The organism is Dysgonomonas sp. Marseille-Q5470 (genome assembly GCF_951230145.1).
In the GTDB taxonomy this organism is placed as follows: domain Bacteria; phylum Bacteroidota; class Bacteroidia; order Bacteroidales; family Dysgonomonadaceae; genus Dysgonomonas.
Window position 1 is genome coordinate 457,133 of sequence record NZ_CATNVE010000001.1, and the last position, 20,924, is coordinate 478,056.

19 protein-coding genes are annotated in these 20,924 nt (G+C 35.1%); 8 read left to right on the forward strand and 11 right to left on the reverse strand.

Translation table 11 applies throughout. The features are described from left to right. Positions 1-64: 64 nt before the first annotated feature. From QOX35_RS02035 to QOX35_RS02070, 8 genes are all read right to left on the reverse strand, one after another. A complete protein-coding gene (locus QOX35_RS02035; protein ID WP_283685576.1) occupies positions 65-859 on the reverse strand; it encodes a M48 family metalloprotease in 795 nt (264 codons plus the stop codon). 34 nt (positions 860-893) lie between these two features. Next, positions 894-1,322 (reverse strand): GNAT family N-acetyltransferase, encoded by a 429-nt coding sequence (locus QOX35_RS02040; protein ID WP_283685577.1) that lies wholly within the window; start codon positions 1,320-1,322, stop codon positions 894-896. A gap of 25 nt (positions 1,323-1,347) precedes the next feature. Continuing rightward, the gene (locus QOX35_RS02045; RefSeq protein ID WP_283685578.1) at positions 1,348-2,169 is read right to left on the reverse strand and encodes an alpha-1,2-fucosyltransferase; all 822 of its coding nucleotides are present in this window, start codon (positions 2,167-2,169) and stop codon (positions 1,348-1,350) included. A 163-nt stretch (positions 2,170-2,332) separates the two neighbouring features. After that, positions 2,333-3,436 (reverse strand): redox-regulated ATPase YchF, encoded by a 1,104-nt coding sequence (gene ychF / locus QOX35_RS02050; protein WP_283685579.1) that lies wholly within the window; start codon positions 3,434-3,436, stop codon positions 2,333-2,335. Positions 3,437-3,532: 96 nt separating this feature from the next. Next, positions 3,533-4,318 (reverse strand): hypothetical protein, encoded by a 786-nt coding sequence (locus QOX35_RS02055; RefSeq protein WP_283685580.1) that lies wholly within the window; start codon positions 4,316-4,318, stop codon positions 3,533-3,535. Positions 4,319-4,643: 325 nt separating this feature from the next. After that, entirely contained in the window at positions 4,644-5,333 is a 690-nt protein-coding gene (locus QOX35_RS02060) for an SGNH/GDSL hydrolase family protein (RefSeq protein ID WP_006841594.1), read from the reverse strand. 20 nt (positions 5,334-5,353) lie between these two features. Next, complete coding sequence (locus QOX35_RS02065; RefSeq protein WP_283685581.1) at positions 5,354-5,887, reverse strand: hypothetical protein; 534 nt, start codon at positions 5,885-5,887, stop codon at positions 5,354-5,356. A gap of 1 nt (position 5,888) precedes the next feature. Further along, a complete protein-coding gene (locus QOX35_RS02070; RefSeq protein WP_283685582.1) occupies positions 5,889-6,629 on the reverse strand; it encodes a GDSL-type esterase/lipase family protein in 741 nt (246 codons plus the stop codon). A gap of 643 nt (positions 6,630-7,272) precedes the next feature. Here QOX35_RS02070 and sppA point away from each other — a divergent pair. The 4 genes from sppA to QOX35_RS02090 all read left to right on the forward strand — a co-directional run bounded on the left by sppA (position 7,273) and on the right by QOX35_RS02090 (position 12,509). Continuing rightward, on the forward strand, positions 7,273-9,027 hold the full coding sequence (gene sppA / locus QOX35_RS02075) for a signal peptide peptidase SppA (RefSeq protein WP_283685583.1): 1,755 nt from the start codon (positions 7,273-7,275) through the stop codon (positions 9,025-9,027). 16 nt (positions 9,028-9,043) lie between these two features. Then, the gene (lpxK, locus tag QOX35_RS02080) at positions 9,044-10,129 is read left to right on the forward strand and encodes a tetraacyldisaccharide 4'-kinase (protein WP_283685584.1); all 1,086 of its coding nucleotides are present in this window, start codon (positions 9,044-9,046) and stop codon (positions 10,127-10,129) included. A gap of 28 nt (positions 10,130-10,157) precedes the next feature. After that, positions 10,158-10,973: a purine-nucleoside phosphorylase gene (locus tag QOX35_RS02085; RefSeq protein WP_283685585.1), complete on the forward strand. Its 816-nt coding sequence runs from the start codon at positions 10,158-10,160 to the stop codon at positions 10,971-10,973. A 93-nt stretch (positions 10,974-11,066) separates the two neighbouring features. Further along, on the forward strand, positions 11,067-12,509 hold the full coding sequence (locus tag QOX35_RS02090; RefSeq protein WP_283685586.1) for a transglutaminase-like domain-containing protein: 1,443 nt from the start codon (positions 11,067-11,069) through the stop codon (positions 12,507-12,509). Here QOX35_RS02090 and QOX35_RS02095 read toward each other — a convergent pair. Then, positions 12,506-13,702: an MFS transporter gene (locus QOX35_RS02095; RefSeq protein ID WP_283685587.1), complete on the reverse strand. Its 1,197-nt coding sequence runs from the start codon at positions 13,700-13,702 to the stop codon at positions 12,506-12,508. The genes QOX35_RS02090 and QOX35_RS02095 overlap by 4 nt on opposite strands. Before the next feature lie 121 nt (positions 13,703-13,823). On the opposite strand from QOX35_RS02095, the gene thiL reads away from it, so the two are divergent. From thiL to QOX35_RS02115, 4 genes are all read left to right on the forward strand, one after another. After that, complete coding sequence (gene thiL / locus QOX35_RS02100; protein WP_283685588.1) at positions 13,824-14,855, forward strand: thiamine-phosphate kinase; 1,032 nt, start codon at positions 13,824-13,826, stop codon at positions 14,853-14,855. An 81-nt stretch (positions 14,856-14,936) separates the two neighbouring features. Further along, positions 14,937-15,863 (forward strand): hypothetical protein, encoded by a 927-nt coding sequence (locus QOX35_RS02105; RefSeq protein ID WP_283685589.1) that lies wholly within the window; start codon positions 14,937-14,939, stop codon positions 15,861-15,863. Between the two features lie 138 nt (positions 15,864-16,001). Beyond that, positions 16,002-18,617: a valine--tRNA ligase gene (locus tag QOX35_RS02110; protein ID WP_283685590.1), complete on the forward strand. Its 2,616-nt coding sequence runs from the start codon at positions 16,002-16,004 to the stop codon at positions 18,615-18,617. Positions 18,618-18,701: 84 nt separating this feature from the next. Further along, positions 18,702-19,433, forward strand: a complete 732-nt coding sequence (locus tag QOX35_RS02115) for a lysophospholipid acyltransferase family protein (RefSeq protein ID WP_135105322.1) — start codon at positions 18,702-18,704, stop codon at positions 19,431-19,433. Positions 19,434-19,553: 120 nt separating this feature from the next. Here the strand turns inward: QOX35_RS02115 and QOX35_RS02120 are convergent, their stop codons facing one another. Together QOX35_RS02120 and QOX35_RS02125 are read right to left on the reverse strand one after the other, a co-directional pair. Continuing rightward, positions 19,554-20,441 (reverse strand): OmpA family protein, encoded by an 888-nt coding sequence (locus tag QOX35_RS02120; protein ID WP_135105320.1) that lies wholly within the window; start codon positions 20,439-20,441, stop codon positions 19,554-19,556. A 210-nt stretch (positions 20,442-20,651) separates the two neighbouring features. After that, on the reverse strand, positions 20,652-20,891 hold the full coding sequence (locus tag QOX35_RS02125) for a hypothetical protein (RefSeq protein ID WP_283685591.1): 240 nt from the start codon (positions 20,889-20,891) through the stop codon (positions 20,652-20,654). Positions 20,892-20,924 lie beyond the last annotated feature (33 nt).

A 20,924-nucleotide genomic window follows, 5' to 3' on the forward strand; every position in this document is an offset into this window, starting at 1 on the left:
TCATAAAATAAAAACGGAAACATGATGATGTCCCCGTTTTTAAGATATCGTAGCCTATAATTTCTTATTTATATTCCTTCTTATATTTGGCTTCAAGTTTGTCTGCTCTTTTGCCACTTTCGGGATGAGTAGAAAACAATTGTTTAGCCTTGCTTTTATCTACACCTGCATCGTCAGACAATTTTTGAATAATGCGTAAAGCTGTTACCATTCCCATCGGATCTTTACCACTCTTTTTTAAGAATTCATAACCATAATCGTCAGCAGCATACTCTGCCTTCTGTGAAAATTGAGCACCGGCTAGTGCTTCGCCAAGTTCACCCAACTGAGAATCGGTTAGTGTAGCTGCTACATCTCCGGTAGAACCTACTGCATCTTTGAGTGCAGACGTAAGCAATGCTTTTTTGAATGCTTCCTTAGAATCCTTATTAACGATATGACCTACTTCATGACCTATTATTCCCAATATTTCGTCATCTGTCATCAATTCCATTAAGCCCGCAAATACACGGATACTTCCGTTTGCACAAGCAAAAGCATTCTGATCTACAACATAATAAGCCTGAATATCAAGTTTTACATCTGAAGGCATTGTTGCTTTTATTTTTTCGAGACGATCTGCTACGGCTTTCATTCCGGGATCAGAGTCGGTTGTTTTACAAACCAGGTTATGAGCATCCATCCAGTCAATATATTCCTGGCAATAGGTAGCTATTTGTTCGTCGGTAAGTGTTAATGCCTTTGCTGTTTTAGTAGCTGCGTCAAGATGCTTTTTATTAATTTTTAGTCCTCCCAGCTGCGCATTTGCAGTGTGAGAACATATTAAAATTAGTGTTAAGGCAATTAGTAGTTTTTTCATAAAAATAAATGTTAATGATTCGTATTTTAAAATATTAGCTTTTCTCTAAATGTAATATAGGATAACCTTTTCCCTCTCCATCATATTCGTCTCTGCCTACTTCTTTAAAACCTAAATGATAATAAAAATCCAAGGCTTGTGTATTTTGTTCGTTTACATCCACTTTTCGCGCATTCAGTGTATTTACAGCATAGTCCATCAATATTTTACCTATACCCTCTCCCCTACTTTCATTCTCTACAAAAAGCATTTCTATGCTATCATCACTTATACCTAGAAATCCTTTTATGATACCCTTCTTATTTCTATAAACATATAGAGAAACATGTTGAAAATAGATGGGAATGTGAGTTTTATAAAATTCAAAATCTTCGTCTGATAAAAAATCATGAGTAGCCTTTACCGCACTCTCCCAAATATCTATTAATACAGGGTAATCTTTTTTCTCAGCAGAACTAATCATAGTGTAAAATTATTTAGGTTAAACTTTAGTCTATATCAAGAATATTTCCGTTTTCAAAGGTATTAAAAGATATGATTCTAGAAAAATCGGAAAGTTTTAATTCTTGGTTTTCACACATCATATAATACACCGGTACTTCTCCATAAAATGAAGCCCATTGCGAGAATGAACTTGGAGGACCTATTATATAATCACTTTTAGATAAAGCGTATAAATCTTTTTCTGAGGATGATTCGGGTATGATAAAACAATCTAATTCTGAAAAAGAATTGAGGTTTATCTTTTCATTAGAACAAATCAAAAATTTAACCTTCTCTCCTTTCTCTAAAAGCTGTTTTTCTAAATCTTTCATTGCTCTATAATAAGCTTCATCAGAGAAATAGTATATACCATCGAGCCACTCTTTATAATCTCCTCTACGTATATGTACACCAACTATGGTAGCTTTTTCTTGAGAAGATAGAAAGTCGTTTACAGCAATCACTGCATCTTTTTTGAAATCAAATAAAGGACGTATATTATCCGACTGCTCTATTACCATTTCTCTATTTCCAAGACGATTAGACCAGCCCTCTATCAAATTAAGATTGAATAATTTTCTGAATACATTAGATCTTCCGTTTTGTATATATCCTCTTGCCTTGAGTGAAAGGAATACTCTTTGCAGAAGTTTTTTAGACTTAAAACGTATAAGTTTATTTCTGTTCAGATTGGAAAAAACAGGTAAATATTCATCGAAATTTATAACCAATACTTTCTCTTCGTACTTCAATCCATAAGCTATAGATGGAATAAGAGACCATATTCTGTTACACAACTGACCCGGAGAATCGTAGTTAATAATCATAAGAATATTAGTGAGAATTTGTAAAGTTATAAATTAAAGAAATATGGAGGCGATTATAAAATAAAATTGTTGCTAATATCAATCATGACACTATATCACATATAGTAGTATAATAGCATGAATATTAGCAACAATGATAAAAATATTCTAAATACCTACAGATTTACACGTTAAATCTGAAATGCATTATATCACCATCCTGAACGATGTATTCTTTTCCTTCTACATTCATTTTACCGGCTTCCTTCACAGCAGTTTCTGAACCCAATGTTATAAAATCATTGTATTTTATAACCTCGGCACGAATAAATCCCTTTTCAAAGTCGGTATGTATAACACCTGCACACTGAGGAGCTTTCCATCCTGAAGTGAATGTCCAAGCACGTACTTCCTGAACTCCGGCAGTAAAATATGTTTGTAATCCGAGAAGCTTGTACGCCGATTTAATCAGCCTTGCTACTCCCGATTCTTTAAGTCCAATTTCTTCAAGAAACATTTGACGCTCTTCGTAAGATTCAAATTCAGCTATTTCAGACTCTATTTTTGCAGCTACAATAAGAATTTCAGCATCTTCATCCTTTACAGATTCACGTATTTGCTCTACATAGTTGTTTCCCGAAACAGCACTGGCTTCATCTACATTGCATACATAAAGCACAGGTTTGTATGTAAGAAGATAAAGCTCTTTCGCTATTTTTTCATCCTCTTTATTATCAAATTTTACAGTACGGGCCGACTTACCTTGCTCAAGCGCTTCTTTGAACTGAACCAAGATATCATAAGCACGTTTCGCTTCTTTATCCCCTCCTGTTTTCGCTTGTTTTTCTACTTTCTGAATACGGGATTGTACTGTTTCCAAATCTTTCAGTTGGAGCTCTATATCTATAATTTCTTTATCTCTCACAGGATTTATACTTCCATCCACATGAGTGATATTATCATCATCGAAACAACGAAGTACATGAATAATTGCATCTGTTTCACGTATATTGGCAAGGAATTTATTACCAAGCCCCTCCCCTTTGCTAGCTCCTTTAACGAGCCCGGCTATATCTACTATTTCTACTGTTGTAGGCAAAATACGATTAGGTTTAACCAATTCCGCTAATTTATTTAATCTTTCGTCCGGAACGGTTATTACTCCTACATTTGGTTCTATTGTACAAAAAGGAAAATTTGCCGATTGTGCTTTTGCGTTCGATAAACAGTTGAAAAGAGTAGACTTACCCACATTAGGAAGTCCTACAATACCACATTGTAATGCCATTATTTTATATAAATTATTTTTTCAGGGTACAAAGGTAGTGAAAAATCAATGACATACAGTTTTTTGATTTTACGAAGTAAAGATCTCCGTAAATAATTATCTAAATAACATATGATAAGGATCTTTATCCAATATCTTCTTATAATAATTCCTAAGATTATTTATCTGGGTATCATTCCCAGATTCAGTTACATTTATATCCCTAAGTCGGATTCTATTTTTAAATTTAATAGGTAGATAGTGTGACGAATATTCAGTTTTAGCATATTTTGTTCCTTTCAGATGTGCCATAACATTCAACCAAACATCATCTGCATAAAAACATAATTCTCTTAATAAATCAATATTAAAGACATCCTTATGCAAAGAATGAGGAGGATAAAGTACTCCTCCTACACCTGTAGGGAATATATCAATAGAAGGTGACTTCGCATCATTTATCATTTTCCATTCATTATACTTTGCCAGATTTCTATCATTAATCTTTACTTCCCATCCGCGACAACAGCAAATAGTTTGAGGATATTTTTCAGATAATTCGATAAGATGTTGTGTTATATATGAATTATATAAAATGTCATCATCAACAGTTATAATAATATCATCAGGAAACTCCTGCATAGTATAATAATATTTTGTATGTGCCTTCAGATTTTCATTACAAAACCTTATTTCAAGTCCTCTGTCCTGTAACCGAAGTAAGTTTTTTGGCAATTCTGATAACGAGGAAAACTGTTCTTTAGATAACCATAATAAAATCTTATCAGGTTTTAATTCCTGTCTCATGATAGATTCTATCACAAGCCATACTTTATTTATACGTGGAGGAAAAGAAGTCAATGAAACTATAATACGATTACTTGCTTTATCCGATTTTTTCAATTTATATTCATCCTTATTTGCTGTTATCCTGAAATATATTGGAACAAACAAATTGACAAAATAGAGGGTCGGAACACGTAGAAACGGATATAAAAAATATCTGGATAAAGGATTATGTTTTATATGTATAAATGTATATAAAGTATCAAAAAAGTTAATCATTTTTGGTTTTCATTTATTTTTAAAAACCAAGTTTATAACAATTGTAATGATCATTAAAACAATATCTACATATAGGCATATATAATCGATAAATACTTCTATACAAAGAAAAAAGAGCATCCTTTACAGGGATACTCTCCAAATAATTAAGAATAAAAATATCTTATTTTATTACTTTATCTATTACCTTTTTAGCTGTAGCTTCCATTATCTTATAACCTTCTTCATTAGGATGTACTCCATCGGTACCTAGATTACTTTTTAAAGCATTATTTTCGTCGCACATCACCGAAAAATAATCTATATATGAAAATCCTTTTTCCTTAGCATAAGCTTTTATTTTCGCATTCAGAGACATTATTTTTTGAGGTACATCTTTTATCTCTTTTCTCCAAGGATATTCGCCCGCAGGTGTTACAGATGATAATATCACTTTTATGCCGTTAGCATCAGCCAGCTCGGCCATCGACATGATATTTCCTAAAGTAAATTCTTCATTATATGGACCTGTATTTTGAGCAACATCATTTGTACCTATATTTATCAATACTGCAACCGGCTTAAGATTAATTACATCCTGACGAAAACGGGACAACAATTGCGGGCTGGTTTGTCCACTTATTCCACGACCTACATAATTGTTTGATTTAAAAAAATCAGGGTGTGCATTAGGCCATCCATCGGTAATAGAATTTCCTATAAATACAACTCTCTTTTCACCTTTGGCAGGTGCAGGCAATGCAGCATTCGCTTCGGCATACCTATCGAGATTTATAAGTTTATTAAATTCTTGTGCTTGAGAGAATAATCCAAAAAAGGAAAAAAAGGACATAATTAAAATTACTTTTTTCATGATAAATAAGTATTTATATTTCAAAAATTGAATGAATATCCTATACTATAGAAAAGATTATTACCATAAGGTGAATATTCGTCCTGTACTACATCGTATTGTATCATGGCTATCATATTCATGTACCGCAAACCTCCTCCTATAAGAACAGACGGTACAAATTTATTAGTTTTATATTTATTTCCACTATTTTCTATAGTCTCCCATACACGGCTGGCTTCGGGCTGAAGGCTTATGACAAGAAAATCAACAGGATAAAAACGTCCAAAAACATTAAAACTTACATAATGCCTGCTCCATTTAACATCATAATTTTTCTCTCTGAAATAGTTATATCCTAATCCTACCCCGGCAGTAAAATATTTAGAAAAATTATAACCAACCTGAGGAGAAATACCCACAGCTGTATAATTCCCGAATTGTAAATTCATATTACCTCCGAAAGTAAGTTTAGAAGGATCAAAGCCGGAACCAGATTTATAACTTCCTCCATATTGCGAATACGCAAGACCGGTACTTAATATTAAAGAAAGAATTAAAATTACTTTTTTCATATCATTTGTTTTTATCATTTTTATTCAAAATATTATCAATAGCCTTTTGTACCAAAGGTTCCATTACTTTTTTATACCCTTCTTCGTTAGGATGCAATCCATCAAGCGAATAAGTATTTATCATTCCGTTTTCACTATCACGCATAGGAGTATTCAAATCTAAATAGTAATACCCTTTCTCTGTAGCATAAATTTTTATACGTTCATTCAGTTCATCTATTTTCACTGGTACATCCTTAATAGGTTCCCATCCATGACCTTTGCATGGCAGAAGAGAAACTAATATTACTTTTATGCCATTCATATCAGCTAATTCGGCCATCGATTTTATATTATCCATCGTAAACACAGGATCGTACTCACCTGTTTTCTCGGCTATATCATTTATACCTGCACTTATAACAACAACTTTAGGATGCAATTCTATAACATCTTGCCTAAAACGTAAAAGCATCAATGAACTTGTTTGTCCACCCTTTCCCCTGCATACGTAATTATTATCAACAAAGAATTTATATCGTAGATGTACCCAATTTTCAGTGATAGAATTCCCTATAAACACTACTCTATTTTCATTAACTTCAGGTATTTTCAGTTGACTGTTAGCCCATGCATAAGCATTTAGCTTAAAGATATCGTTATTCAATCTGTCTTTGTATAACCGATATCCTATGTATGGTATCAATATAAAATTAAGTAATACAGATATAACAAAAATGGTATAAATAAATTTCTTTTTCATATCAATTATAAATGATCTGATTATTTACCCGATTGCACCAATTGGAGGTGGTAACAAAACAACATGCTATTATAAAAAGGATATATTTAAAAACTAAAAGGAGTTTATTAAACATTATATATATTATTAATTTTTAATTTAAACTTAACAAAAAATCATTGTGTTTGTAATAGACTGTTAATTGTGTTTATTCTTTTTTTGAAGAATACTTGTAAATATCGATATTAAAAGTTCATTCACTTATAAAAGTGAGTTATTAAACAGAGTAAAATTATACAAATTATTTATATAAAGCGTATTATGAACTTTATTAAAACAATGTTAATAACTATGATTGTTGATAATTTTTCATTTTTTAATCTATTAATAATTGTTGATAAACCTTTCATAGCAGAATGATAAAAGCCTGTGATTTTTAATTGTTATCTGCGACTTATTTCATATATGTTGTTTAGTTTCATAAAATAATTGATTTTGTTTTAAAAATCTATTAACAGTTATCAACAGTTTATCAACAATCTTTTTTGATAATCGAAATATGTAAATGAAGAATAAGAAACAATTGATAAGAAATACTAATTTAAGTAGCATATTCACAGATAAATATATAATTTTGTTATTCATTAATATAATAATGTAAAAGATGAAAGGTTTTCTTAAGAGTTTATTAGCCTCTATAGTAGGCTGTTCCATCGTTATAGGTATTTTTATTTTTATATTTATTCTTATAATAGCCGCTATGTCTTTCGGCTCATCTGATAAATATAATTTGAAAGATAATACTGTATTGACATTGAAACTTGAAGGTACTCTGTCTGAAAGAGTAGAACCAAATTCGTTTTTAGACTTGATAGGTCAAAATACGGATTTAGAAATAGGATTGGATGATATTCTTTCATCTATAAAGAAAGCAAAGGAAAATGATAATATAAAGGGAATTTATATTAATGCCGGTGCATTTGCTGCTTCTAATGCTTCGTTGAAAGAAATACGCGATCAGTTAGCAGACTTTAAAGAAAGTGGAAAATTTATTATTGCTTATGCCGATGTTTATTCACAAGGATGCTATTACTTATCGTCAGTAGCAGATAAAGTAATAATGAATCCTCAGGGTAATCTCGATTTGCATGGACTTTCATCTTCACCTACTTTCTACAAAGGGTTGCTTGATAAAGTAGGTATCGAGATGCAGATCTTTAAAGTAGGTACATTCAAATCTGCGGTTGAGCCTTTTATGCTTGATAAAATGAGTGATGCAAATAGAGAGCAGGTTACAGCATATATAAACGATATATGGTCTACTATTACATCCGAAATATCAGACTCCAGAAAAATATCAGTAGATAAAATAAACCAACTGACAGATTCTTTACAAACATTCAAATTAGCCAATGCTTCAGTTAGTGATGGGCTTGTGGATACGTTAATGTATGAGACAGAAGTAAAAGAATATCTGAAAGATTTGCTTAAAGTAGAAAAAGCGAAAGACGTGAGAATGGCATCTATCAAGGATATGACTTCCGTATCCTTTGTAAAAGAAAGTAATTCTAAAGATGTTATTGCCATACTTTATGCCGAAGGATCTATAAACAATGGATCCGGTAAAGACGGTATAACTGATAAGAGATATGTGAAGGAAATTGAAAAACTGAAAGATAACGATAAAGTAAAAGCTGTCGTTTTCCGTGTCAATTCGCCCGGAGGAAGTGCTTATGCTTCGGAACAAATATGGAAAGCCATTACCGACCTGAAAGCAAAGAAACCGGTGGTAGTATCTATGGGAGACTATGCTGCATCGGGAGGCTATTATATTGCATGTAATGCCTCTAAAATTATTGCTCAACCAAATACATTGACAGGATCAATTGGTATTTTTGGTATGTTCCCAAATTTCGAAGGATTGACTAAAAAAGTAGGATTATCGTTTGATAATGTGAAAACAAATAAATTTGCTGATTTTGGCGATGCTACCCGTCCGATGAGACCTGAGGAAAAAGTAATATTGCAGCAATATATTGAACATGGTTACGATCTGTTTTTAACTCGTTGTTCAGAAGGACGTAATATCCCGAAAGATTCGCTGGATCATATTGCTCAGGGTAGGGTATGGACAGGTAATCAAGCCTTGAAGATAGGATTGGTAGATGCTCTTGGAAATATAGATACTGCGATACAAGAAGCAGCAAAACTTGCCAAACTTGATGATTATTCTTTGCAGGATTATCCTAAAAAAGTTGACTTTTTAGAAAGTTTATTATCCAACCAGAAAGAAGAATTTGCAACAAAGGCAATGAAAGAATACCTTGGTAAGGATTATGAATTATTCAAGACTATAAAAGAGATAAAGGAGCAAGATTTTGTTCAAGCTCGCATGCCTTATGACATAAGCATAAGATAAAGATTGTAACTATATAATGATAAAACAACAGCCCGTGCATATAAACAAATGGCTGCTACCATTTTCATGGTTGTACGGGCTGATTGTATTTTTTAGAAATAAGTTTTTCGATTGGGGAATACTCAAACAGGAAGAGTTTGATATTCCTGTTATCTGCATAGGAAATATCACTGTAGGAGGTACGGGAAAAACTCCGCATACTGAGTATGTTATCCGTTTGTTGAAGGATAAATATAGGGTAGGGGTGCTAAGCAGGGGATATAAGCGCAGAACCAAAGGATTTGTTCTTGCAGACGACAACACGACCAGTAAAGACATTGGGGACGAATCGTTCCAAATAAAAAACAAATTTCCGGATGTTATCGTTGCTGTGGATGGAGACAGGCGTAGAGGTATAAAAAAGCTTTTATCGCTAAAGAACCCACCTCAAATAATCTTATTGGATGATGCCTTTCAGCACCGTTATGTAAAACCTTCTTTTACAATTATCCTGTCAGATTTCAATCGTCCTATATATGCAGATACTTTGCTTCCTGCAGGACGTTTGCGAGAACCTTTTTTAAAGATAGATGATGCAAATATGATAATCGTAACTAAATGTCCTCGGGACTTGCAGCCTATCGATTATCGCATTATTTTGCATGATGTGAATCCTTTCCCATATCAAAGTCTCTATTTTACTACTTTGGATTATTTAGAATTAAAACCTGTATTTCCTAATAGCGGAGAAAGCAGGTCGTTAGAATTTTTACGAAACAAGACTGTTTTATTGGCTACAGGTATAGCTTCGCCTAAAGTGATAATAAAAAAACTATCGGAGTATACCCGTAAAATAGAAACAATAACATATCCTGATCATTATAATTTTAAGACAAAGGACATAAAGTATATTTCCGATAAGTTTAGAAATATAAGTTCAGAGAAAAAAATAATTCTGGTTACAGAAAAAGATGCAAGCCGATTAGTTTTGAAAGATATAGATGAAGAAATAAGAAAATATCTGTATTATCTTCCTATCGAAGTTGCATTTATGGACAAAGGAGACGATTTTGAAGATAAAATATTAAAGCACGTAGAAGACAGTAGATTTAAACTTAACTAAACTGTTTTAGGAATAACAAATAGAATATATGCTAGAAAAAATATACGAAACAGCATCGTTTATAAAAAATGTTGTGGGTACTGTACCCAATATAGCTATTATTTTGGGCACAGGTTTGGGAGAATTAGTAAACGAAATAAGCGATAAGAAAGAAATACCATACGAAAAAATTCCTAATTTTCCACTTTCTACAGTAGAAGGACATAGCGGAAAACTTATTTTTGGAAAGCTTGGCGGAAAGCCCGTATTGGCTATGCAAGGAAGATTTCACTACTACGAAGGCTATACTATGCAGGAGGTAACATTCCCTATTCGTGTTTTTCAGGCATTGGGTATTCAGTACTTGTTTGTATCAAATGCAGCGGGAGGAATGAATGGAAGCTTCGATATAGGCGATATCATGCTTATCGATGACCATATAAATTTATTTCCCGAACATCCATTAAGGGGTAAGAATTACAAAGAGCTTGGTACTCGCTTTCCGGATATGAGCGAAGCGTATAACAAAGAACTCCGCCTGATGGCTATGAATATTGCCAAAGAAAATAATATTAAGTTGCAGCACGGTGTTTATATAGGTACACAAGGCCCTACATTCGAAACTCCTGCCGAATATAATTGGTTTAAGATTATCGGTGGCGATGCCGTTGGTATGTCTACAGTGCCTGAAGTAATTGTTGCCAATCACGCAAAAATGAAAGTACTGGCATTTTCTATAATCACTGATATAGGTATCATTGGAAAGATTGTAGAGGTGACGCACGAAGATGTGCAGGAAGCCGCTAAAATAGCACAGCCCAAGATGGCTTATATTATGCAGGAGGTTATAAAAAGACTGAATTAACAAATTGAAAATATTAGAAATATAAAGGATGCAGAATTTCTGTATCCTTTTTTATTTATCTTTATAGATAGGTTTTATTCAAATCCATTTCTTATGAAAGCATACATTCTATCTATTATCATCCTATATTTTTGTGTTTCCACTGTATCTTATGCGCAGCAGCAAGTAACAATCAATCAGATAAATGTTGAAATATCGAAGGGAAACTTCGATAAATCGAAAAAAATGATAGACCTGTACATTGCTCAAAACAGTTTATCGTCGGAGGAAATTTATAATCTGAATTTTAAGAAAGATGTGCTCGATAGGATAGCGATAGATTTTTCGAAAAACAAATCTGATGTTGTTGAGTTCATTAAAAAATATTATCCTGATGTAAATGATAAGATGCTCTCCAAGTGGGAAAATGAGAAATCTCTCGAATCGATGATTATCAATGGAGAAAAAAAGTATATGAGCAGAGCTACTCCAAATCTATTCAGAATAAATAAACAAGCGATAAAACGCAAATTGGAAGTAGACGGAAACCAAAAAGATGAATTACAGAATGTACTGAAAACACATTTACCATCTATTGTAGATGGTTTGAAAAATACAGGAAGCACTCAAATGCCTCCTGTGAAAATGAAAGTAAAATATACTGTAACCCTTAAGCCGAATGTTGTTCCAGCCGGAGAAATGGTGCGGTGTTGGCTGCCTTATCCGCGCGAAGATAGTCGTCGTCAGACAGACGTAAAGTTACTCTCTGTAAATGATAATAACTATGTTATATCCCCATCTGATTATGCTCAGCGGACATTGTATATGCAAAAAATAGCAGAAAAGGATAAGCCGTTAACCTTTTCATTCGAATTTTCTTATGCTTCGGCTGCCGAGTGGTTCAATATAAAACCTGAAAGTATAAGAGATTATGATACGAATTCAGATTTGTATAAAGAATATACTGCGGAGAGGGAGGCTCATATAATTTTTACTGATCAGATAAAACGATTGTCTGATCGGATCATAGGGAATGAAACGAATCCATACCTGAAAGTTAAGAAGATATTCGACTTCATTAGTGATAACTATCCTTGGGCAGGTGCTCGTGAATATTCTACGATATCCAATATACCTGAGTATGTGATTGAAAACCATCATGGAGATTGTGGGCAAGTATCCTTACTTTTCATTACGCTTGCTCGTTATAATGGTATTCCGGCAAAATGGCAAAGTGGATTTATGATGCATCCCAATGAGCTCAATTTACATGACTGGGCAGAGGTTTATTTTGAGGGTATAGGCTGGGTGCCTGTCGATCAGTCTTTTGGTAGACGAGACTTAGAAATGAGTGACGATATCAAATATTTCTATGCCAACGGTATCGACGCATATCGTTGGATTGTAAATGATGATTATTCACAGCCTCTTTTCCCTGAAAAAATATATCCTCGAAGCGAAACTGTCGATTTTCAGCGAGGTGAACTAGAATGGCGGGGAGGAAATATCTATTTCAACCAATGGAATTGGGACATTGATGTAGAATATTTGAACTAAGCTTTTTCCTTCTTCGTATTAGGTAAAAATGCTGCTACCAATCCGATTAGTGGCAAATAAGCACAGATATCATATACATGCTGTATGCTGGTTTCGTCCGCTATTTTTCCCAGTATGGCAGATGCTATGCCGGCTATTCCAAATGCCAGTCCGAAAAATAAACCACCAATTAACCCTACTTTTCCGGGAACAAGTTCTTGTGCATATACCAGAATCGCTGAAAAGGCGGAAGAAAGTATAAATCCTATAAAGATGCTCAGTACGCATGTCCATACAAGTCCTACATGAGGCATGATGAGAGCGAAAGGAGCTGTACCCAATATCGATGCCCAAATTACATATTTTCGTCCGATACGGTCTCCTATAGGACCTCCTATAATTGTACCAAGTGCCACAGCAAATAAGAATGCAAACAAAAATAGTTGTGCATCTTTTACCGAAACACCAAACTTATCGATCAAATAAAACATGTAATAACTATTCAGGCTCGCCATATATACATATTTTGAAAATATGAGTATGAGTAGAATCGTGATGGCAAAAGCTACTTTACTCGAAGAATATACAGACTGTTTTTCTATGGAGCTATCATCTTTTTTGGTAGGTTTCAGTCTATACAGATTGCTCTTATACCATTTACTTATAACAAGCATAATACCAATACATACAAGAGCTATAAGCGACAGCCACTTGATATTCTGTTGACCATATGGTGTAATTATCCATAAGGCTAATAATGGGCCTACGGATGATCCGAAATTTCCCCCTACCTGAAAGATAGATTGTGCCAATCCTGTCTTTCCTCCCGAAGCCATATAGGCCAAGCGGGATGCTTCAGGATGGAAGATGGATGATCCAAGTCCCGTAAGAAATACGGCGATCAACACATGAATAAAACTTCCTGCAAAAGAAAGCGAAAGGATTCCAATCATAGAAAATGCCATTCCTATCGGCAAAGAATAGGGTTGAGGTCGTTTATCTGTGATAAGCCCCACTACAGGCTGGAATATGGAGGACGATAACTGAAAGACGAGTGTGATAAGCCCTATTTGAGTAAAGTTGAGCAATAACGAATCTTTAAGTAAGGGATATACCGCCGAAATGATCGATTGCAGCATATCATTCAACATATGGCATACAGCCAACATCGAAAGTATAGCAAAAGCTGTTCCTGTTTGCGTTGTTGTTTTCATCAAAATGGAGTAAAAGTCTGCAAATGTAGACTTAAATATTGATATATAAAAAAGGGCGGTTTGTTTTACTGCCATTGTAGGATAGAATGACTATTTTTGTATTCAATTAATTTTTAGATAAATGAAAAGAACAGAAATTGCCAGTCTAGGAGAATTTGGTCTAATAGATCATCTGACAAAAAATATAGAACTAAAAAATTCAAGTTCAGAAAAAGGGGTAGGGGATGACGCTGCTGTTTTGTCGTATGGAAATAAGAAGACACTCGTAACAACCGATCTGCTGCTCGAAGGTATTCACTTCGATCTGATGTATGTTCCTCTAAAACACTTGGGATATAAATCGGCGATAGTCAATTTTTCAGACATTTATGCAATGAACGGGCAACCAAAACAAGTGACCGTATCGTTGGGTATTTCAAAGCGATTTTCTGTTGAAGATTTAGAATTATTTTATGATGGTCTTGCCCTTGCCTGTCAGGAATATGGCGTAGATCTTGTTGGTGGCGATACTTCGGCTTCGCTTACCGGCTTGGCTATCAGTATTACTTGCCTTGGCGAAGGAGAAGAAGGAAAAATCGTATATCGTAACGGAGCAAAAGAAACAGATCTGGTTTGTGTTTCAGGAGATTTGGGTGCTGCATTTATGGGGCTTCAATTATTAGAACGCGAAAAGGCCATATACGACGGGAAAAGCGATTTTCAACCTGATTTTACGGGAAAAGAGTATCTTTTGGAACGCCAATTGAAACCTGAAGCCCGGAAAGATATTGTGAAGTTTCTTGCTGAAGAAGGGATTGTGCCGACTTCGATGATCGATATTTCAGACGGATTATCTTCCGAGCTGAAACATATCTGCAAACAAAGTAATGTAGGATGTCATATCTACGAAGAAAGACTACCTATCGATTATCAGACAGCCATGATGGCCGAACAGTTCAATATGAATGTAACTACTGTGGCAATGAATGGGGGAGAGGATTATGAATTGTTGTTTACTGTTCCTCTGTTTATGCACGACAAAGTATCTAAGATAAAGGGAGTACATGTGATCGGTCATATCACCAAAGAGGGGAATGGCTTTATTCTTGAAACCCGTGATGGGGCAGAAATAGAAATAAAAGCGCAAGGCTGGGATTCGATAGGAGAGAAATAAGCTCATAATTTTTGTAGGACGCAACAAATCATGCATGTTATTCATCTATCTTATTAGATGATTAACTTTAATTACAATATTATGAAAAAGATATTTTTTCTTTCTTCTTTTTTCCTGATATTTTTTGCAGGATGTGATACTTCTGAGCCTATAGAAAGTGATAATAGTTTATTGCCAAAAACAATAAAAACAGAGCAGTCTTATGATGCCGAGCCTCAGTATGATTATACGCATATTACAACTTTTGAATATGATAATTCTGACCGTCCGGTAAATATACTAAAGGAAACTTATCGTAGATTGAATAACGAAAAAGCAGATAAAAATGTATTAGTATACAGCATCTCCCGAAAATTGGAATATTCTGTATATTCTACATCTGAGAAGTCTCTTAGCTCAACAGATCTAGTAGGTATTACACAAACAGATGTGATAAAAAGCTGGATTAAGGATAATGACTATTCTACACATACCGAAATTCGAGTATATGATCTAAAAAGCGAAAAAAATAATCTTATTGAAATTACCCTGAACGGAAAATTCAAAGAAACTATCGAGTTATCCAAGGGCTTAGCCGTAAAATATAATAAAGTGAGGTTTTCTAACCCTCCTGAAGAAAATACGATTAATTATACAGAGGAATATAAGTATAATAGTAAAGGCGATGTTTCGCAGTACAACTATATCTCACTATTGGATGATAGGTACGCCAGTGAAGAAAAATATTTATATGATAGCTTTAATGGAGTATATAAGCATATGAATATCCCTCAATGGTTGTTTATTGCTCTTTTCGGAAACGAAGGACGTATTCATAATATAAGAGAAATATATGTTGTGCATGCTGGCAAAGAAACACCTTTCGCAGAAAATATATATAGATACAGCTCCGAATACTATGCTAAAGAGTCTGTATATCGTCCCAATTCTGAACTAGAGGGCATATGGGGCAGTAAAACAACTTACGAATATGTAAAAGCAAAAGTATCACAGATTAGACCATATTAATTATAACTTTTCTACATTTACAGTTCGCCTCAGGTATTCATCTTCGAGTATCTGAGGCTTTTTATAAAAAGGAAAATACAAATATATAAGCAACTATTTTGTATTTTTGTATCTCAAAATATATATTAACCACATAATATGGAAATTGCAAGTAAGTATAATCCTGCCGAAGTAGAGGATAAATGGTATAAATACTGGTTAGAGAATAAGTTCTTTCATTCAGAACCTGATAGTCGCGAACCTTATACAATCGTCATACCTCCACCAAACGTCACAGGTGTCCTTCATATGGGGCATATGCTGAATAATACGATACAGGATATACTTGTACGCCGTGCCCGTATGATGGGTAAAAATGCGTGTTGGGTACCGGGAACAGACCATGCATCTATCGCTACAGAAGCAAAGGTAGTGGGTAAACTTGCTGCCGAAGGAATAAGCAAAAACGACCTGACCCGTGAAGCATTCCTTGAACATGCCTGGGAGTGGACTCACAAGCACGGGGGAATTATCCTCGAACAGTTGAAAAAACTAGGAGCGTCTTGCGACTGGGATCGCACCTGCTTCACGATGGATGAGAAACGTTCCGAAAGCGTATTGAAAGTTTTTGTAGATTTATATAATAAGGGTCTTATCTATCGTGGAATACGTATGGTAAACTGGGATCCGTCAGCTAAAACCGCTGTTTCGGATGAGGAAGTTATACATCACGAAGTAAACGGTAAATTATATTATTTAAGATATAAAATAGAAGGTGAAGATGGCTATGCAGTAATAGCTACCACTCGTCCCGAAACAATTTTTGGAGATATTGCGGTATGTATCAATCCGAATGATCCGAAGACTGCACACATGAAAGGCAAGAAAGTGATCGTGCCGATTGCCAATCGTGTAGTTCCTATTATCGAAGACGAATATGTGGATATGGAATTCGGTACAGGATTTTTGAAAGTAACACCTGCCCACGATGTAAATGACTATATGCTGGGCGAAAAATATAATCTTGAGGTTATTGATATCTTCAACGATAATGGAACGTTAAATTCTCATGGACTTCAATACGAAGGGATGGATCGTTTCGATGTACGTAAGAAAATCGAAAAAGATCTTGAAGAATTGGGCTTGATGGAAAAAACAGAGGCCTATACAAATAGTGTGGGTTACTCTGAACGTACAAATGTACCTATCGAACCGAAGCTTTCTATGCAATGGTTCCTCAAGATGGAGGATCTCGCAAAGCCGGCATTGGAAGCTGTGGAAAATGACACAATCAAATTCCACCCTGCGAAGTTTAAGAATACTTACCGTCACTGGATGGAAAATATAAAGGACTGGAATATCAGCCGCCAGTTGTGGTGGGGACATCAGATTCCGGCTTACTATCTGCCCGAAGGTGGATTTGTAGTAGGAGAGACCCCTGAGAAAGCTTTGGCAGAGGCTCAAAAGCAAAATCCAAACCTCAAGATGGAAGACCTCCGCCAGGATGAGGATTGTCTCGACACATGGTTCTCATCATGGTTGTGGCCTATTTCGGTATTCGATGGTATAAATAATCCGGACAATAAGGATATCAAATACTATTATCCAACGAATGATCTTGTCACAGCGCCTGAGATTATTTTCTTCTGGGTGGCGCGTATGATCATGGCCGGATATGAATACAAAGATCAGCCATGTTTCCGAAATGTTTATTTCACAGGTATTGTTCGTGATAAGCAAGGACGTAAAATGTCTAAATCTTTGGGTAACTCACCTGATCCTATCGAACTGATGGAAAAGTACGGAGCCGATGGTGTTCGTATGGGTATGTTGCTAACTTCACCTGCGGGTAACGACTTGCCATTTGACGAAAGCCTTTGCGAACAGGGACGTAATTTCAATAATAAAATATGGAATGCTTTCCGCTTGGTAAAAGGGTGGGAGGTAAGCGACTCTATCGAACAGCCTGAGTCGTCGAGAATAGCAATAGAATGGTTCCAAAATGTGCTGGCTAAGACTGCTTCGGAGCTTGATGATTTGTTTGGAAAATATCGACTTTCTGAAGCATTAATGTCTCTCTATAAGCTTTTCTGGGACGAGTTCTCTTCTTGGTATCTTGAGATGGCAAAACCCGCTTATCAACAGCCTATCGATAAAAAGACTTATGAAGCAACGTTAGGTTTCTTCGATTCTCTGCTTCGTTTACTTCACCCATTTATGCCGTTTATTACAGAGGAACTATGGCAGGCTCTTGCCGAACGCAAAGCAGGAGAGAGTATCATGGTATCTGAAATGCCGAAAGAGGTTTCTTTCAGCAATGATTTGATTGATACTTTCGAGAAAGTAAAAGAAGTGATTGCAGGTGTGCGTACTATTCGTTTGCAAAAGAACATTCCGAATAAAGAGGAATTATCGTTAGAAGTAATAGGACAATATAATACAGATTTCGATACTGTGATTTCTAAGATGGGTAACCTTACTTCGATAAATACTGTTGCCGAAAAAGATCCTACTTCGGTTTCTTTCCTTGTTGGCACTACAGAGTTTTCTGTTCCTCTTGGAAATAATATAGATATAGAAGCCGAATTGAAAAGACTGAATGACGAGCTTAAATATCTTGAAGGCTTCCTAAAATCAGTTGCAGCGAAATTAAGCAACGAGAAGTTTGTTGCTAACGCTAAGCCCGAAATCGTAGAAAACGAGCGTAAAAAGCAAGCTGATGCCGAAAGCAAGATAAAGACGATTAAGGAAAGTATTGCAAACTTAAGCAAATGATATTAAGTAGGAGAGGAGCTATGTTCAGATAGCTCCTTTTTACACAAAATATAGTTTCAAATAAAATTATTCAAATTTAAACGAATGATAAAGATTCTCTACCTCTTATACCAATGGATCATATTTGTTCCGCTATTAATATTAGCTACCATTTGGTGTACCCTTACTATTATTATAGGATCGACCTTAGGAAACAATAAGTTTTGGGGATACTATCCCGGAGTGATATGGGGGCGTTTTGTTTGTATGGCTGCTCTGTTGAAGATCAAGGTGAATAGGAATTCAAAATTGGATAAAAACCAATCGTATGTCTTTGTAGCCAATCATCAGGGAGCGTTCGATATATTTCTTATATATGGTTATCTCGATCACAACTTTAAGTGGTTGATGAAACAAGGTCTCAAAAAAATGCCTTTAGTAGGCTTTGCATCAGCAAAAGCGGGACATGTTTTTGTAGATTCTACTACAAGAAAGGGGATTGTAGATACAATGAGAAATACCAAAAATACACTGAAAGACGGAATGTCTACCGTAGTTTTCCCCGAAGGGCATCGCTCACCGGACGGACGGATGGCAGAATTTAAGAAAGGCGCTTTTCAAACGGCAGTGAGCTTGAAATTACCTATTGTCCCTCTTACGATTGATGGGGCATATAAAGTTTTGCCAATACACTCGTGGAAAATGAGTCCGGCAAAGATAAAATTGACATTTCATGACCCTATAGAAACTAAGGATCTTAAAGCAGATGATATTGCAGAATTGATGGATAAAGTGTATTCAACTATTCAATCTGCTTTGCCTGAGGAGAACAAATAAAGGTTACTTATACTTGTGTATGAGAAAGAGGCTATCCTAAAAGTAACGTTTAGCTAATGACGTTTTACTCGTTGGATAACCTCTTTATTGGTTTATATAAGCTATTTGTTGTAGGAATAATCAATCTATATTCGAAGGGCCTTTTGGAGCCTGATCGATAAGTTCCATAAACTGATTCAGTTCCGGAGTGATAATTATCTGAGTTCTACGGTTGAGAGCTTTTCCCTCGGCAGTGCTGTTTGTTGCTACCGGATTATATTCTCCACGTCCAGCTGCTGTCAGACGTTTAGGATCGACACCATAATTGTTTTGAAGTGCCTGAACCACAGAAGAAGCACGCAAAGCGCTCAAGTCCCAGTTGTTTCGGATATTAGGACGCGAAATAGGGTCTGTATCCGTATTTCCTTCCACCAACACGCTATAATCTTTATAATCCATAATGATTTTGGCAATCTTGCTAAGAATTTCTCCCGCCTTAGTGCTTATCTCGTAACCACCCGAACGATACAGCATTCTGTCATCCAAAGAAATATATACAACACCTTTCAATACCTTGATATCCAAATCCTGCATTTCGTCGCGTGTAAGCGAACGTGTGAGGTTATTTATCATTACGATATTCAAAGAGTCGGATCGGTTTTTGGCCTGTACCAGATGCTGGATAAAGCGGTTAGACGAATTGATCTCATCTACCAGCTTCGTGATGTTTACATTGCCTTGCGTGTTTTGCAAAAGGCTCTTGTTCAATAAACCTTGCATTTCTGCATAGGCAGCACGCAAATCCTCATTGTTTTTTCGGGCTTCTGCCAATCGTTCTTCAAGGCTTGCTACCCGGGTACGGCTTTCGGCTAATTGCAATTGGCTCTCTTGATAATTTCTTTGTAAATCTTTCTGTTCTGTTTGCAGGCGATTATAGTCCGTTTCTAAATTCGTAAACTGCTTTTTACTAACACAACTAGTAAAAATGATGCTCGCAGTTAATACCAGCAAGGAAAAAGAATACTTCATAGCTAGTCTGATTTTATATGTTTATAATTCATATTTAAACAATGAGCCTCGCCATTTGGTTGTTAAAAAAAAGATTTATTAAGAGTTAGACCGTCAGAAGTTGAACTTTTACAGTAAAATGATAAGACGTCAGATTATTTAACTATTCGTACTTTATCAATTGAGGGAATGAATAACTAGAATCCAGCAAATTAGAAAATATTTTGCCTCTTACTTTTTATCGCAATAAGGCAAAATATCTCTTAATATCCTTATATAAAGGATAAATTCGTCTGTAAGTTTGTGTATTCTCTTATCTTTTTCATCAGATAATTGCAGCATAACAATCATTCTTAAATGTTCGAGTAATAGATCATCCAATAATTTTGCAAATGCTTTGGGGTTGGTGTCCTCTGTAAAAAATGTATAAAGTGGTTCGAGATCTATTTTTCTCTTTGCACTATTTTCCATATCTCTTTATTAATGAATAAGTACAAAGTTCTA

Bases quoted from the DNA above. Each gene is read 5' to 3' on its own strand.
- lpxK (WP_283685584.1), top strand. From the start codon at position 9,044: ATGATAAAACAACAGCCCGTGCATATAAACAAATGGCTGCTACCATTT.
- QOX35_RS02040 (WP_283685577.1), bottom strand. From the start codon at position 1,322: ATGATTAGTTCTGCTGAGAAAAAAGATTACCCTGTATTAATAGATATT.
- thiL (WP_283685588.1), top strand. From the start codon at position 13,824: ATGAAAAGAACAGAAATTGCCAGTCTAGGAGAATTTGGTCTAATAGAT.
- QOX35_RS02125 (WP_283685591.1), bottom strand. From the start codon at position 20,891: ATGGAAAATAGTGCAAAGAGAAAAATAGATCTCGAACCACTTTATACA.
- QOX35_RS02105 (WP_283685589.1), top strand. From the start codon at position 14,937: ATGAAAAAGATATTTTTTCTTTCTTCTTTTTTCCTGATATTTTTTGCA.
- QOX35_RS02085 (WP_283685585.1), top strand. From the start codon at position 10,158: ATGCTAGAAAAAATATACGAAACAGCATCGTTTATAAAAAATGTTGTG.
- QOX35_RS02115 (WP_135105322.1), top strand. From the start codon at position 18,702: ATGATAAAGATTCTCTACCTCTTATACCAATGGATCATATTTGTTCCG.
- QOX35_RS02035 (WP_283685576.1), bottom strand. From the start codon at position 859: ATGAAAAAACTACTAATTGCCTTAACACTAATTTTAATATGTTCTCAC.
- QOX35_RS02095 (WP_283685587.1), bottom strand. From the start codon at position 13,702: ATGAAAACAACAACGCAAACAGGAACAGCTTTTGCTATACTTTCGATG.
- QOX35_RS02110 (WP_283685590.1), top strand. From the start codon at position 16,002: ATGGAAATTGCAAGTAAGTATAATCCTGCCGAAGTAGAGGATAAATGG.
- sppA (WP_283685583.1), top strand. From the start codon at position 7,273: ATGAAAGGTTTTCTTAAGAGTTTATTAGCCTCTATAGTAGGCTGTTCC.
- ychF (WP_283685579.1), bottom strand. From the start codon at position 3,436: ATGGCATTACAATGTGGTATTGTAGGACTTCCTAATGTGGGTAAGTCT.
- QOX35_RS02070 (WP_283685582.1), bottom strand. From the start codon at position 6,629: ATGAAAAAGAAATTTATTTATACCATTTTTGTTATATCTGTATTACTT.
- QOX35_RS02045 (WP_283685578.1), bottom strand. From the start codon at position 2,169: ATGATTATTAACTACGATTCTCCGGGTCAGTTGTGTAACAGAATATGG.
- QOX35_RS02090 (WP_283685586.1), top strand. From the start codon at position 11,067: ATGAAAGCATACATTCTATCTATTATCATCCTATATTTTTGTGTTTCC.
- QOX35_RS02060 (WP_006841594.1), bottom strand. From the start codon at position 5,333: ATGAAAAAAGTAATTTTAATTATGTCCTTTTTTTCCTTTTTTGGATTA.
- QOX35_RS02120 (WP_135105320.1), bottom strand. From the start codon at position 20,441: ATGAAGTATTCTTTTTCCTTGCTGGTATTAACTGCGAGCATCATTTTT.
- QOX35_RS02065 (WP_283685581.1), bottom strand. From the start codon at position 5,887: ATGAAAAAAGTAATTTTAATTCTTTCTTTAATATTAAGTACCGGTCTT.